Here is a 15,529-nt window from a genome sequence, read left to right on the forward strand (position 1 = left end):
ATTGTAAAAATTCCCTATCTAGTAAATAAACATTCAGTAAACGCTAACAGTATTTTGTGGAAGTAATTAGCTGATTTTTTTAAATTTTTTTGTTTCTGGGAGCCAGTTACTGCTTATAAATTGCCTTTCTTCATTTCGGCAGCAGCGTGGCTCGCCGCGCGAGCCGTAAGCGCCATGTACAGAATAGACGGACTTTGGTTACCAGTACTCGTCATGCAGGCGCCATCCGTTACAAAAACATTCGGGCAGTGGTGCAATTGGTTGTATTTGTTTAGCAACGAAGTTTTAGGGTCGTGGCCCATGCGCACTCCACCCATTTCGTGAATATCTAATCCGGGAGGTTGCTTGCTATCGTTTGGTTTAATGTTGGTACAACCCGCTTTTTCGAGCATGGCGGTACTCTGGGTTAAAAAGTCTTTAATCATTTTCTCGTCGTTATCGTCGTAGGCCACCGAAGTAATCAGCAGCGGTATGCCCCATTGGTCTTTTTCGGTGGTACTTAAACGCACGTGGTTGCTTTCTTTCGGAATGGTTTCGCCTTGCATGTACATGTACACGCGCCAATTACCCGGTTGGGTAAGGGCATCTTGGTAGGCAGCCCCAATTTCTTCGGTTAAACCGGCGGTATTGCCGCGCGGCCGGAAAGCGCCCATAAAAGTAGTGTAGCCACCTACGTAGTCCGTGTCTTGTTGGTGTAAATTGCGGTAATTAGCAATAATGGGTTCGGTAGGGTTGCGGCCATAATAATACTGGTCTTCAAACCCCGCAATATCGGCATTAACATTGGCGCGGTAGTTATGGAAAGCCACGAATTTCCCCATTAAGTTATTGTCGTTTCCTAAACCATTCGGAAAGCGATTAGACGTAGAATTGAGCAAAACCAGGTTGGTATTTAAGGCCGAAGCATTTACAAAAATTACGCGGGCAAAGTAATCCTGGGTAGTTTTGGTTTGCGCGTCTATAATTCTTACTCCTGTTGCTTTGTTTTTCTGCTCATCGTAAATAACGGAATGCACCACCGAAAAAGGACGTACCGTTAAGTTACCCGTGCGGGCCGCCCAGGGCAAGGTAGCTGAAACCGAACTAAAATAAGCCCCGTACGGACAACCCCGCATGCACAAATTACGCGCCTGGCATTTACCCCGGCCCAGTTTTAAATGGGTTTCGGTGGGTTGCGTAATGTGGGCCCAGCGGGCTTGTACCAAGTGCCGGTCCGGGAAATAGTCTTTTATCTTTTTTTGAACGTGCGCTTCTACACAATTTAAATCAAAGGGGGGCAGAAACTCCCCGTCCGGCATGGCTTCAATGCCATCTTTATGGCCGCACACGCCAGCGAATTTTTCAACGTGCGAGTACCAGGGAGCCACATCATCGTAACGAATGGGCCAGTCCAGACCATAACCGTACTTGGCGGGGGCAGTAAATTCAAAATTACTCCACCGCTGGCAGGCCCGGCCCCAGGTCAACGATTTGCCGCCCACCTGGTATCCTCGGATCCAGTCGAAGGGCTTTTCCTGCACGTACGGGTGGTCTTTATCTTTAATAAAAAAATGAGCGGTATCTTCCCCAAATCCGGCGGCTTTGCTGATAATGGGATTGTCTTTTAAAAATTGCCGCGTCATGCCCCCCCGGTGCGGGAATTCCCACAAATCCAGGTTGGCGGTAGGATAATCTTTATTATGTTCCACGTTGCGGCCCCGTTCCAGCACCAAGGTTTTTAATCCTTTGTCGCATAGTTCCTTAGCGGCCCAGCCGCCACTAATCCCGGACCCGATGACAATTACATCGTAGGTATTTTGGGCTCGGCCCTTGGTATTTAAATTAGGTGCTGTTACCGCCATGTTTTATACTTTAACCCGCTGGATGGATCTACTGGAATATAAAAAATTTAAAAATTTGATGAATAGCTACCGCTCGTGGCTTTTTGCAATGAGTAATGTAAGTTATTTTTAATAATAAAACTTGGCCGGGATAAAAAATAATTCATTGTTCAAACCAGAATTTAAATCATTCCAATCTAGTCGTAGGGCTTGTTGATATAATTAAAAAAAAGTTTATGCCAGCGCATTCATCCGAGCAAGAGGGGAGTCAACCTTGACTGAATTGAACAACTCTTATCATTTTTTAAAAATTTTTGATTGCGGCCGCTCTTTTCCAAGTAAATATCTTCCAAAATGACTGGGTGGGGCTTTCTAACTTCTTTTATCTATTTTCTAGCGCAAGCCGAATCAGTAGCCACCCTTGCCTGTCCGGTAACTAACCCGGCAGGGTAGCTTGCACCCTCTGGCTACTTGGGTTAATATTGACGGAATTAAAATTTAGGAAGAGTAAAACTAAAATTTTTGATTTAAAGACCGAGTATTACTTTATATCAAATTGTTTCCCGATATAATAAAACTATTTACCGCAAGGATGATGGGCGGGAAGTAATTGATAAAAAATCTTGGTAGAACCAGGAGTTTTCGAGTATTATTTTCCGCGGTTTTAACTGACAAGGTTGCTAACTTATCAAAAATTTAAAAAAAGCCAGCCAGATTGTATCGGACTGGCTTTTACGGACAAAAATTTAATTTATAATTATTTAATTAATAGTAGTTTTTGTTGTTGCTTTCCAGTAGGCGTTTGTAGTTGCAGAATATACAAGCCTGCTGCCTGGTTGTAAGCTTTCCACTCAACCTCGTACGGCTGATTGGCTTTCACCTCGCCATTAAATAAAGTAGCTACTTCACGGCCTTGACTGTCGTATACTTTTAGGCTGGCTGCTTGCATGTGCGGTAAAGTAAAGCGGATAGTAGCTTTCTGCTGAAAGGGATTTGGATAAGCTTGTACCTGTACCGCTTGTACCTGGCTTCCGGTTTCGGGCTGCAAAGCTACCCGGGCCGCTACAGGATTACTACTTTCCGGGTTTACCTTAATCAACCAGTAATCGGTACTTCCTTGGCTCAGCTGAGTTCTATCGCCACTTACCCCCGAATCAGATTTACCTCCCAGTACAAAACCACCATCTTCAGTCAATACCATTGCCCGTAACTCTTCTGGGCCACTGCCGCCAAATGTACGACCGTACTGTTGGGTGCCAACAGCATTAATGCGCACTGCCCAATACTCGCTGCCATTCGGTCCGTCTGCCACAGCACCGCTATGTACGTTTAAGGTGCCCGCCAATAGATAATCTCCTTGCTTAGTTTGTACTACCGACTGCAGCTCATCTTTGCCCCCAAAACCGTAGCTATTTTCCCGTACCAGGTTGCCATTGCTTTTTATTTGTAAAAACCAGTAGTCGCTTCCACCTTTATTCGCCTGTTTTTTGTCGCCGCTTACCTGCGAACTGCTGTAACCACCCACGTAGTAATCGCCGTCTTCGTTGGTTTGCGGGCTATATTCCCGGTTCATGCCTACTGTGGTCAGCACATCTGCGTAATTACCTCCGTAGCGTTTATCCCAAATCTTATTGCCTTGGGCATCAACCCGTATCAGCCAGAAGTCTTCTTCGCCCCAGCTGGCCTGTGTTTTGTCGCCGCTGATGCCCGAAGAAGAAGTACCACCCAGAATAAAACCGTTGGTAGCCGTTAAGGTAAAACTGGCTAGGTTATCGTTTGCACTACCGCCATAGCGCTTATCCCAAACTTTATTTCCCTGGGCACTTATTTTTACCAGCCAGTAATCGTTACGTCCTTGGCTGGGTTGGCTCTTGTCGCCGCTTACCGGCGAGTCACTGTATCCCGCTAATACGTATTCGCCGCTGGCTAGTCGGAGCACTTGCTTGAGTTCATCATTACCGCTCCCCCCAAAACGCTTATCCCATTGTTTGTTACCCAAAGCATCAATTTTAACGACCCAGTAGTCGCGCCCACCCCGGCTAGCCTGGCTCTTGTCGCCACTATTATTTGAAAAAGAGGAACCGGCCAGTAAATAACCGCCATCCTGGGTGGAGATTACCTGATTAAGAAAGTCGTCCTGGGAGCCGCCAAAGGATTTGTCCCATAATTTTTTGCCATTCTTATCGGATTTTACGATCCAGTAATCGTTTTTACCCTGGCCGCGCTGGCCTTTGTCGCCACTAATGCCCGAGTTGGTGTAACCCCCGCTTAGGTAGCCCCCATCGGTAGTCTTTATCAAGGTAGTAAAATTATCCCGACCGGAGCCGCCGTAACGCATGTCCCAGGCAGTGGCCCCCGGTTCATTGGGCCGGCTCTCCGCATTTGCTTGTACTTGTACTACCCAGTAATTGGTGCCCCCCTCGCTGGCGGTACTCTTATCCAAACCGATTTTTGAAACAGAGGTGCCACCCAGTAAATAACTGCCATCCGGGGCTGGTACCAACGCCGACAGATAATCATTAGCGGTGCCTCCTATAATTTTATCACCTATCTTCTTGCCTTGTTCATTGATTTTTACCAGCCAGTAGTTGTTCCCGGCCTGGTATGCTTCGCTGATATCCCCGCCACTACCATCGGTAGAACCACCCAGCAAATAGCCGCCTTCGGGTAGCGCGGCCACCCTACTTAAAGTGGAAAATCCCCCACCGTAAAAATAGTCAGCTTCGATACTGCCGTAAAAATTATCCCATGCTTTCGTGCCTTGTCCATCTATTTTGACGACCCAGTAGTCGGAAATATAATGGGTCTCATAATCATCTTCTTCAGAAGCACCTTGCCGGCCTTCGCTGCGTTCTCCTCCTTTTGAGGCGTTTGAGGTGCCGGCCAATAAAAAGCCTCCATCGGGGGTTGCTACCAAGCCCTGGAGCAAGGATATTCCCTTGCCAAAACTAGCACTGTTGTTTTTTAAACCACCATAAGTTTTCTCCCAGATTTTAGTGCCGTCTTTCCGGATGCGCAGCACCCAGTAATCTTTGCTCCCTCGCTGGGCCTGGCCTTTATCCCCGGAAATGCCCGAGGCAGAACTACCGCCCACTAAGTACCCATCCGGAGTGGCTAATAGTGCGGCTAAGTGGTCGCTGCCGCTACCGCCAAAAGTTTTGTCCCAGAGTTTATTACCATTCCCATCTATTTCCAAGATCCAGTAATCGGTGGCACCTTTACCAGCTTGGCTTTTATCACCCGAAACCCCGGAAGCCGAGGTACCGCCCAGCAGATAACCCTTCGGGGTAGTTATGATGGTCGCCAGGCTATCCTTTTCCGGACCGCCAAAAGATTTATCCCATTGCTTGGTACCTTTGGCATCTATTTTTATTAGCCAATAATCTTCTTTGCCTTTTCCAGTTTGGCTCTTATCCCCGGAAATACCCGTAGTAGAAGTACCCCCCAGCAGGTAACCGCCATCGGGAGTAGCCACCATAGTGGTAAGGCGATCCGACTGATTACCGCCAAAGGCTTTATCCCATACTTTCTTACCGGTATTATCGGTTTTTACCACCCAGTAATCGTACTTGCCTTTACCGGCCTGGCTTTTCGTACCGGTAGCTTCCGAATCTGACATTCCGCCCGCCAGATACCCACCATCCGGGGTGGCCAGCAACGCGGTTAACGTTTCGGACTGGCTGCCCCCAAAACTTTGGTCTTGTTGCTTACTGACTAGGGTTGCCACAAAGCTCTGCGCCACCTCTATGGCATTATAGGTCGCATTGCCGGTTTGCCGCGCTTTTATTACTACTTCGCCCGGTCCGGTTAAGGTAAGTTTATTGCCCTTCACGGTGGCGGCGCCAGAGATTACCTGATAAGATACCGGTAAACCGGAACCGGCCTGGGCCTGCAACGTTAGAGGCTGTTGGGTGTAGGGTTGCGTTTTAAGGGGCGCAAAACTAAGCGTTTGGTTTTGGCGGATATTGTTATCCAGCTTTACTAGCCAGTAATCATCATCATAGCCCGCAAAATATTTTGCCTGGTGCGAATTTTCTGTTTTCTCAAACCCAATGTTGGACCCGGAAGTACCAGCTAAGAGGTAATTGCCGTCTTTGGTTTGATAGGCAGCAATCAGGTTGTCCCCGTTCAGGCTGCCAATGGTTTTGTCCCAAAGCTGCGTACCATCGGCCTTTAACTTTATCAGCCAGTAATCCGCGTAACCTCTATTGGCCTCCGACTTTATACCACCGATCTCGGCGGAAGAAGTGAGACCAAGCAAATAACCCCTGTCGGTAGTTGCCTGGATCGTGCGGAGCCCGCTGTGGTTGCCATCACCCAAATCATTCGGAATGGTTTTATCCCATACCTTGTTGCCGGCTGCGTTTAACTTTACCAACCAAGTTCCGGTTATGTAAGCTGATTTATCACCGGTTTTTCTCGATAAAGAAGAACCACCCAGAATAAAGCTTCCATCATTGGATTGTTTTACCGCAATAAGCTCATCCGTAAAGTCCCCACCCAAGGTTTTATCCCAGGCCGGGGTACCATCCGCCTTTAGTTTAAGTATCCAGTAATCATAATCGCCTTTAGAAGACTGGGTTTTAGCACCGCTCACCCCAGACTTAGAGCTACCCCCTAAAATATAGCCGCCATCTGTCGTTTGCTGAATAGACTCTAATTTATCATCATTCGAACCGCCAAAGGTTTTATCCCATACTTTGTTGCCGCTAGCGTCGAGTTTTACCGCCCAGTAATCATTAACTGGATAGCCGTAGTTATCCTTGCCAACAATTGCGGAACCTCCCAAGATAAAGCCGCCATCTTGAGTCTGAAGAATGGCGCTCAGATCATCGTCATATTTCCGGCCAAAAGTTTTAACCCAGACTTGGGTGCCATCCTCCTGCAGCTTGATGATCCGGCAATCATACTTGCCTTGGGTATAAACATTACCCCCCACCAGGTAACCCCCTTCGGCTACTTCCTGGATAGCGGTAACGTGAAAAGAAGGATCATCCAGACCTTTACTCCAGATTTTACTGCCATCAGCGCCTACCTTGATTATCTCTTCTTTATAGGTAAGTTCATAGCTTCCCATACGAATAGTGCCCGCTAAAAGAGACCCTCCATCCCGGGTGGGAATAGCTGCATTTAAAGATTCAGAATTGTTGCTGCCAATGGTTTTATCCCAGATTTTAGATTGGGCTGCGGCCAATTGAGTCAGGCTAAAGCAAAAAAGAAAAGCTGCTCCCAAGCGACGCCACTTTGGGTTCAGACCTGGCGCTAGGGTCTGAGGCTCGGACAAAAAAGAGTAAGTTTTTTTCATTAGTTAGTATTGGTTGTAAGAAAACTCCAGGATTAGCCATCTTAGCAAATCAAAGTGAATCCATTTTTTTGGAGTATAGGTATAGATCAACGAAAGATACGGGTTCAAATAACTTGGTACAATACCTAAACTTAGGTATTTTATTATATATAAGAGTAATAGTATTGTTACCAATTAAGATTTTATATAAACCTGCTCCTATAATCTTTCTAAAAACAGGAAGCCGAGCAGAAGTACTCTGACCGGCTTCGGGAAATAAAAAAATTTAAAAAATCACTTGGTTAAGAGTAGTTTTTGGGTGTATTGGTGGGTAGGAGTTTGTAACTGTAACAAGTACATCCCGGCTTCTTGCTTACTAGCTTGCCATTCCAGCTCGTAGGGCTGATTGGCTTGTGCTTCCTCTTGCCCTAAGGTGGTGATGACGCGCCCTTGGCTATCAAGTACCCGCAAGATAACCGCTTGTGTTTCCGGTAAAGTAAAGCGCACGGTTACTTTTTTCTGGAACGGATTCGGGTAGGCTAGCAAGGTTGTTAATTCTGCAGGAGTAACCGAGGCTTCTGGTTCAAAAGCCGTTCTGTTCGCAATTACCCTATCAGCTTCTCTGCTACCTTTCACCAGCCAGTAATCTTTTACGCCTTGGCTCGGTTGCGTTCTATCGCCACTTACCGCCGAAATGGAGCGACCAGCCAACAGGTAGCCGCCATCATTAGTGAGGACCATGGCCCGGAGTTCCTCGTCTTGGCTCCCGCCATAACGTTTATCCTGAACTACCCCGGAACGATTGGCTTCCACTACCCAGTAATCACTGCCCCCTTGACTATCTTGCGTTTTATCCAGCCACTTACCCGAGCGGGAAGTACCGGCCAGTAAATAGTTACCGTCGTTGGTTACCTGCACCGCTCGTAGTTCCTCTTCTAAGTTGCCTCCGAATAGCCGATCCCACACTTTGGTGCCCGTACTGGTAATTTCTAGCAGCCAGTAGTCGGTTAAACCTCTACTGCGGTAAGTCAAATCCCCTCCAGACTGGGAAGCCGTGGTACCCGCTAAATACAGGTTGCCGGTAGGCGTTGTACCCAAGGCCATCAGCTTATCATCCCGGGAACCGCCAAAGCGCCGGTCCCAGATTTTCTCTCCGTTGCCTCCCAGGCGTACCACCCAGAAATCACTCATACCCCGGTTACCTTGCGTGCGATCCCCTCCGGAACTAGACTGCGAGCTGCCGCCCACCAGCAAGTTACCATCCGGAGCTAAAGCTAAGTCTTCCAGAATGTCATCGGCACTACCGCCGTAACTCCGATCCCAGACTTTCTGGCCATCGGGGTTGATTTTGAGTACCCAGTAATCCTGACCACCTTTACCCGCCTGGCTCTTGTCGCCACTTTGGGGCGAGTTGCTGCTGCCGGCTAACAGGTAGCGCCCCGAGGCCAGTTGAATCACTTTCTTTAATTCATCGTCACCGGTACCGCCGTAACGTTGGTCCCAAAGCTTATTACCTTGGGCGTCCGTTTTCACGATCCAGTAATCCCGGCCACCTCTACTTACCTGGCTTTTATCCCCGCTCTGCTGCGAATAAGAAGAACCAGCCAGTAAGTAACCACCATCCTGCGTCTGGATGACAGTATTGAGGTAATCATCCGAGTAACCACCAAAGCGTTTATCCCACTGTTTCTTACCGTTCTTGTCCGATTTCACAATCCAGTAGTCGTTTTTACCCTGGCTAATTTGGGTTTTATCACCGATTGCTCCCGAGTTGGTGTAACCACCAGATAAATAGCCGCCATCCTGCGTTTTGATCACCGAGGTTAGATTATCCGTGCCAGATCCCCCGTACCGCATATTCCAGGTGCTGGCAACTAGCGGAGTTTTATCTTTTATTTTGATGATCCAATAATCCTTGAGGCCTTTTAACTCTTCGGCCCGGTCAACGCCAGCGGGGGAATCCGTAACGCCGCCAATTAAGTAGCTATTATCCGGGTTAGCGATTAAGGCTTTAAATTCTTCTTCGTGGCCTGTTCCGCCAAAAGTTTTGTCCCACAGTTTCTGACCAGCACCATCCAACTTTACTACCCAGTAATCTTCCTCATACTTGCCTCCCCGATTGGCTTCACTCTTATCACCGTAAATGCCGGAACGGGAATTACCACCTAGTAAGTAACCGCCATCTGCGGTAGCCGCTATTTTAACCAAAATATCCCAACTGTTTCCCCCAATGGTTTTATCCCATTGTTTTTTACCCGTGGCATCTACTTTCAATACCCAATAGTCCCCAGTAACAAAATTTCCTTCCGGCAGCCCTTTATTGCCTTCACTTTTATCGCCACCGGCCCCGGATTGGGAAGTCCAACCGAGCAAGTACCCGCCATCTAACGTAGAAATTACCTGTACCAAGGATTCTACACCGCCACCTTTGTAGATTTTATTCCAAAGCTTATGGCCATTCGCATCGATCTTCATAATACCTTGTCCGAGGTATTTAGGCTCCTTAGTACCAGAGTTAGTTTCCTGGAATGCCCCGCCTAGTATGTATCCTCCATCGGCCGTAGCTAATAAAGAGCTAAATACGGTAGAAAACTTTATTCCCCAGACTTGCTTACCCGCTGCATCCAGCTTTAACACCAAATTCGTATTTCTTCCTAAATCTCCATCCTCAAAATTCAGCAAGAAGCCGCCGTCCGGGCCAATTATCAGGTTCTTCAACCGGTCTCGTCCAAACTGTCTGCGCAGGCTTTTATCCCATAACTTATTTCCCTGGGCATCAATCCGGACTATCCAGTAATCAAAACAGCTGTTGGCACTCGCACAAGCTTCGCTTTTATCGCCAGTTTTGCCGGAGTTTGAGTTACCAGCTAGTAAAAAGCCGCCGTCAGGCGTAGCTACCATGGCGGCTAGTTCCTCCCAGCCATCTCCTCCGAAGGTTTTATCCCATAACCGATGACCATTGGCATCTACTTTTACTACCCAATAATCTAAGTATCCTTCGTTAGGATACGGATAAGCACAAAATCTTTCTGGTCCCCGCAGATTTTCACTTTTATCGCCACCTTTCTTTGAATCAGAACTACCCCCCAGCAGGTAACCACCATCCGCCGAAGCAACCATGGTAGTAAAGATAGATGTGCCAAAATCATTACAATCCGACTCGGGAGCTTGCGGAGTTATTGTTACCACTCCGCCGTATGTTTTATTCCAAACTTGGGTAATGGGTAAATTATATACTTCAAATTTTTCAATTATTTCCCGTGCCGCATCGTAAGTAGCATTGCCCGCTTGGCTAGCTTTCACGGTTACCAGACCCAGGCCAGTAAAGGTAAGCTGATTGTTTTTAATCTTAGCCGGACCAGAAACTACGGTAAAGCTAACGGGTAAACCAGAAGTAGAAGTAGCTTGCAAGGTAATAGAAGCAGTTGCTATATCCTGATTCGGGATGTTTTTAAAGGTAATCGCTTGTTCTTTACCCGTGTTGATGTTATTATCCAGTTTAACGATCCAATAGTCTAACGAACCTCTGGAGGTTTCTGATTTATCACCTTTTACTCCAGAGTTAGAAGCGCCGGCGAGTACGTAATGACCATCCCGAAGTTGGATAGCGGCGGCCATTTTATCATCATATTCACTGCCAATGGTTTTGTCCCAGGCTTTGCTGCCGTTAGCATTTAGTTTTACAATCCAATAATCATAGATGGGCGATTCATCCGTGTAATAATTTAAACCCTGATTGCCTTCTCTTTTGTCACCCGAAGCATCGGAATTAGAAGAACCCCCAATCAGATAACCTCCATCTGTGGTTTGCAGGACAGTGGTTAAGCCTTCATAAGCATTTCCGCCTAAAGTCTTATCCCACACTTTGGTACCATCGGCTTTGAGCTTAATAACCCAATAGTCCATATAACCATTTTTTGCTTCCGACTTGTCGCCGCTAATATCTGAGTAAGAAGTACCACCTAAAATATACCCTCCGTCCTGGGTTTGCACCAAAGAAAATAGCGTATCAGAACTGTTACCACCAAAAGTTTTATCCCATTCTTTATTTCCATCAGCATTTATTTTTATTACCCAGTAGTCCTCATCACCTTTACTGGCTTGTGTTTTATCTCCGCTAATGCCGGAATAAGATTCTCCCCCTAAAATATAGCCGCCATCGCTGGTTTTTTGCAGCGAAAGTAAGCCATCATAACTATTGCCGCCAAAGGTTTTGTCCCAAGCTTTACTGCCATCGGCATTTACTTTTACGATCCAGAAATCATAAGAAGCCACCTTGCCTCCTTTATCCGGATCTGACTTTGAACCGGATACGGGCGAATTAGAGGTGCCTCCCAGTAGAAAGCCGCCATCGTTGGTTAGCACTAAACTCGAAAAACGATCTATATCGCTGCCACCAAAAGTTCGGTCCCACATTTTTACCCCATTGGCATTGAGCTTAACCAGCCAATAATCATTGGGGCCAAACGAAGCCTGGCTTTTTACGCCGCTAATCGGCGATGCTGAAGTGCCCCCCAGAATATAACCGCCATCGGGTGTTTGCTGTACAGTTTTCAACTCATCGCGTTCTTTACCGCCAAAAGCATTATCCCAGGCTTTTGTGCCATCGGCATTTAATTTTACGACCCAATAATCGACATCCCCGCGGCTGATGCTGGTTCTATCGCCTCCTTTTCCGGAGCGAGAAGTACCTCCCAAAATAAAACCACCATCGCGGGTTTGTTCAATCGAACTGATCTCGTCTTCTTCGGAACCACCGTAGGTTTTATCCCAAACTTTATGTTGAGCCGAAGCAAAATTTAAAAAATTAAAGTAAATAAGTAAAAACACTCCGAAAGAACGCCACCACGGCTTCGTATCTCGAGTGGTTAGCAGTCGGTGCACTAGGGTAATTTTTGTTTTCATTGTTAGGTTTTAAGAAGTAGCAAGTAAATACAGCGAAACTTATCAATAGCTTAATAAATAAAGTTCGGCTTTTTACGAATCGAATAAATCAGCAAAAGGTAGGGCTTCCGCAATCATAACACAATACCTAAACTTAGGTATTTAGTGGTGTATTGAGTTAGATTTTGGTTATTAAGCCTGACTGGGAGGTACTAAATTTACAATTTTTGTTTGTCATTCATCAGTTTTCAAAATGGGAAAATAGACTAGATTTTCTGAAGATAAGCAGGTTAGTTACAATTGTAAATCGTTTTTAGCTAAAAATACAGGTAATTAAACTTATTCGGATGCAACTAAATTGTTTTGGCTGGAATCTTAATGATAACTACCAACCTAAAAAAGCTATGAAAAAGATACTTGTATTTGTAACCGCCTTATTTTGGATTACTGCCTGTGAACAAGAAGAAATTTTAAATAACTCTGGAAAAGAGCAAGAAGCTTCTACTAAATCTATAATTGGTAAATGGAATTGGATTCGTACGGATGGCGGCTTAGCTTTTCACATTCATGAAACGCCCAAAACTACCGGCAAAGAAATTACATTAGAATTTAAAGCAAATAATCAGTTTCGGAAGTATGTGAATGGCGTTCTCGAATCTCAAGGAACTTATTCGCTTAGTAGCCGGACCTGTATTCATACCCACGAGGAAAAACAAGTGATTAGCATTCCATCCGAAATGGACATGATGATTGAAAGTATGGATGCTAACAACTTACAATTATCCGACGAAAACTTTGATGGATTAGGTAGTCAATACCAGAGAAAGTAGAACGTAACTAACAGATATTTACTATGCGTAAAAAGTAATACCTTTGCTTTACTCCTAGCGTTTTAGCGGTGCCAATTGCTACGGACATCAAACAAAGAAACAGACTAAGCCTAGCCAAACAGTGCTTGGTTGGCTAGGCCTCCATCGCTTTCAGACTGCTACTTTAACCCGATCAAAGCCCGGAGCATGCCAAAAATTTAAAAAATTTGGGTGAGTGCTGCTCTTTTTATTCCACTATAACCGGATCTATCGGATCGTTTTTACCCTCCGAAAGTAGTTTTAACAATACGCCATTGGTCCAGCCAAAGCCATCCTGTAAAGGATACTCCCCTCCTCCGGCCTCCGATTCGCTATTTTCAACATTATATTTTTCTACGAGCTTGCCCGTGGTTTTAAATACTTCAATGTTTAACTGAATCCAGCTTTGTTTTATTTTTTCGGCTAAGTCGTGGTGGCCGTAGTTCCGGAGAGCCACGATGCTGATGTATTGCAAAGGGGCCCAGGCATTGGGAGCATCCCATTGCTCGTGGGTGTAGTTCAGCGTAGTAATTAATCCGCCGGGTTTTAAGAAATCTGTCTCCAGTTTCTCGGCTACGCAATTAGCTTGTTTGGGCAGCACCATATTAAAAAAAAGCGGAAAACAGGCAGCCAAAGTAAAGGCCGGGGTATTTTGCCGGGCTACAAAATCGTAGTCCATAAAAAAGTTTTCTTTTGTATTCCAGCAGTAGCGCAACAAGGTTTTCTTTCTTTTTTGGGCCAATTCTTTATAATGGTCGGCCTGCTCAATGTTTTGTTCCAGTTGGGCAATATGGGCTAAAGTTACCTCTACATTATAAAGCAAAGCGTTTAAATCTACCGGAATAATATCGGTGGTATGAATGGTTTTCATGGTTTGGCCATCGGCAAACCACCGGCTGCTGAAATCCCAGCCCGACTCGGCGGCAGCCCGGATGTGGCGGTATAAATCTTCTGGTTGCTGCGCGCTTAACTTAGCCAGATCTACGTCTTCGATGTACGACTCGGGCCGCGGATCGGGGCAATCGTCCCAGTACCGGTTGAGCATGCAGCCATCGGGCATACGCACCACGCGGCGGTAAGTAGGCTTTTCCTCCGACAAACTTAAAGCTCCATCCATCCAGTAATGATATTCTTTTTTTAAAGCGGGCGCGTACGCAGGCCATATTTCGTCGCCTTTAATTTCGCTGAGTAATTGCAGCATTAAGGCGTAAAAAGGCGGCTGAGACCGGGTGGTGTAATAGCTGCGGTTCCCGTTGGGGATATGGCCCACCGATTCGATGAGAAAAGTAAAGTTATTTACCATTTCTTCTATTAACTGGTAAGAGCCGTTTTCTTTTAAGCCCAACATACTAAAATAGCTATCCCAGTAATAAATTTCGCGGAAACGGCCACCCGGCACCAAGTACGGATTTGGTAAGTCAATGCGGGAACTAAAATCATTAATTGCCTGCCGGGTGAGCAAGGGCCATAATTTATTAATATGTTCCGTAACCGGTAAAGTAGTATCGGAGGTAAAATTAGCGGCCGGAGTGGCCGGTAATTTAAAATTTTGCAGCACAAAAGCTTTTAAGTCAAAATCGGGTTTGTCTTTTTCGCTGTTATAAGCTTCCCGAATAAGTTCTGGCGCCAGTACCGGAATACAATCCGGAAAAGTTTTAGAATCCGGGAAAATACCCTGGCTTTGTACTGCCTTAAAAAGTTCGGGGTATTGTTCCTGGGGTTTTAATTGTTCGTCCTGAGCCAGGTAGCCCCACAAAAACAAAGAACTACTGGTAAAAGCTACAAGCAGCGTATAAAGAATGTTTATTTTTTCAAAATCAAGCAGTGTTAATGCGTGGAGCCAGGTCATAATTCAAATAAATATTATTTTGGGATGTTTTACGAAGTAAGTACCCGGAAACAAAAAAATTAGTTCGGTTTTTTAAGAAGCTCTGTTTAAAGTTTAAATATTAATAAAGTTATTGCAATTACACATATGAGCTAAGGCGCCATACCGGATAAGGAGGCATGGGTTGGTAGAAATTACCCTAGAATATGGCTTATTGTTAGTAGAAAAAATTAGTAACGGCCAAGAGGGCTTTTTGAAAAATACTGGAGCTATACCGGGTAAGATGTAAGGTGATTTTTTAATTTTTTTCGGCCTTTAAGCCCGAAATTTTTATGGTATACTGAGAATTATTAACTAGAAGCTGTTATTTATTGTTTGTTTGCTTATACCCTACGGATATTAACTCTTCCATTAAAAATTAAAAAAATGAAAAAGATTCTCACCGTATTCTTTACATTAATGGTTACCTGGGCTTATGGGCAAACCCAAGCCCAAATGAGCAATAAGGCTTATGCCAGTTACCAGAAAGCCGACCTGGAATTAAATAAAGTTTATAAAAGTATTTTGGTAAAGTATAAAGCCGATGTCGAATTTTTAAAAAATTTAAAAGCGTCGCAACGTATTTGGGTGAGTTTTCGGGATGCAGAATTAAAAATGAAATATCCCAACCGGGAGCCCGGATATTACGGCTCTATCCATCCGGTTTGCCGAGCCAGTTACCTCGAAAACTTAACCCTGGAAAGAACCCGAAAGCTCCGGGAATGGCTGAAAGAGGTAAACGAAGGTGATGCTTGTACGGGATCTGTTCAAGCCAAATAATGCCGCATTTCTCCTGCACAAAATCAAAAAAAAGGGCTACCAATGG

At 45.5% G+C, this 15,529-nt stretch carries 6 protein-coding genes; 2 read left to right on the forward strand and 4 right to left on the reverse strand.

Translation table 11 applies throughout. The annotated features are described in order from the left end of the window. Window positions 1–113: 113 nt before the first annotated feature. The 3 genes from AHMF7616_RS12175 to AHMF7616_RS12185 all read right to left on the reverse strand — a co-directional run bounded on the left by AHMF7616_RS12175 (window position 114) and on the right by AHMF7616_RS12185 (window position 12,009). Complete coding sequence (locus tag AHMF7616_RS12175) at window positions 114–1,841, reverse strand: GMC oxidoreductase (RefSeq protein ID WP_115373132.1); 1,728 nt, start codon at window positions 1,839–1,841, stop codon at window positions 114–116. 736 nt (window positions 1,842–2,577) lie between these two features. Then, the gene (locus AHMF7616_RS12180) at window positions 2,578–7,125 is read right to left on the reverse strand and encodes a T9SS type A sorting domain-containing protein (protein ID WP_115373133.1); all 4,548 of its coding nucleotides are present in this window, start codon (window positions 7,123–7,125) and stop codon (window positions 2,578–2,580) included. Between the two features lie 273 nt (window positions 7,126–7,398). Further along, a complete protein-coding gene (locus AHMF7616_RS12185) occupies window positions 7,399–12,009 on the reverse strand; it encodes a T9SS type A sorting domain-containing protein (RefSeq protein WP_115373134.1) in 4,611 nt (1,536 codons plus the stop codon). 383 nt (window positions 12,010–12,392) lie between these two features. Here AHMF7616_RS12185 and AHMF7616_RS12190 point away from each other — a divergent pair, with 383 nt between their 5' ends. Beyond that, window positions 12,393–12,818, forward strand: coding sequence for a hypothetical protein (locus AHMF7616_RS12190; protein WP_147275672.1), 426 nt, complete (start codon window positions 12,393–12,395; stop codon window positions 12,816–12,818). A gap of 226 nt (window positions 12,819–13,044) precedes the next feature. Here AHMF7616_RS12190 and treF read toward each other — a convergent pair whose 3' ends face one another. After that, the gene (gene treF, locus AHMF7616_RS12195; protein WP_115373136.1) at window positions 13,045–14,685 is read right to left on the reverse strand and encodes an alpha,alpha-trehalase TreF; all 1,641 of its coding nucleotides are present in this window, start codon (window positions 14,683–14,685) and stop codon (window positions 13,045–13,047) included. 405 nt (window positions 14,686–15,090) lie between these two features. Between treF and AHMF7616_RS12200 the strand changes: the two genes are divergently transcribed. After that, complete coding sequence (locus tag AHMF7616_RS12200; RefSeq protein ID WP_115375586.1) at window positions 15,091–15,483, forward strand: lysozyme inhibitor LprI family protein; 393 nt, start codon at window positions 15,091–15,093, stop codon at window positions 15,481–15,483. The last annotated feature ends 46 nt before the right edge of the window (window positions 15,484–15,529 follow it).

Origin of the sequence: Adhaeribacter pallidiroseus, from assembly GCF_003340495.1 — a bacterium.
In the GTDB taxonomy this organism is placed as follows: Bacteria; Bacteroidota; Bacteroidia; order Cytophagales; family Hymenobacteraceae; genus Adhaeribacter; species Adhaeribacter pallidiroseus.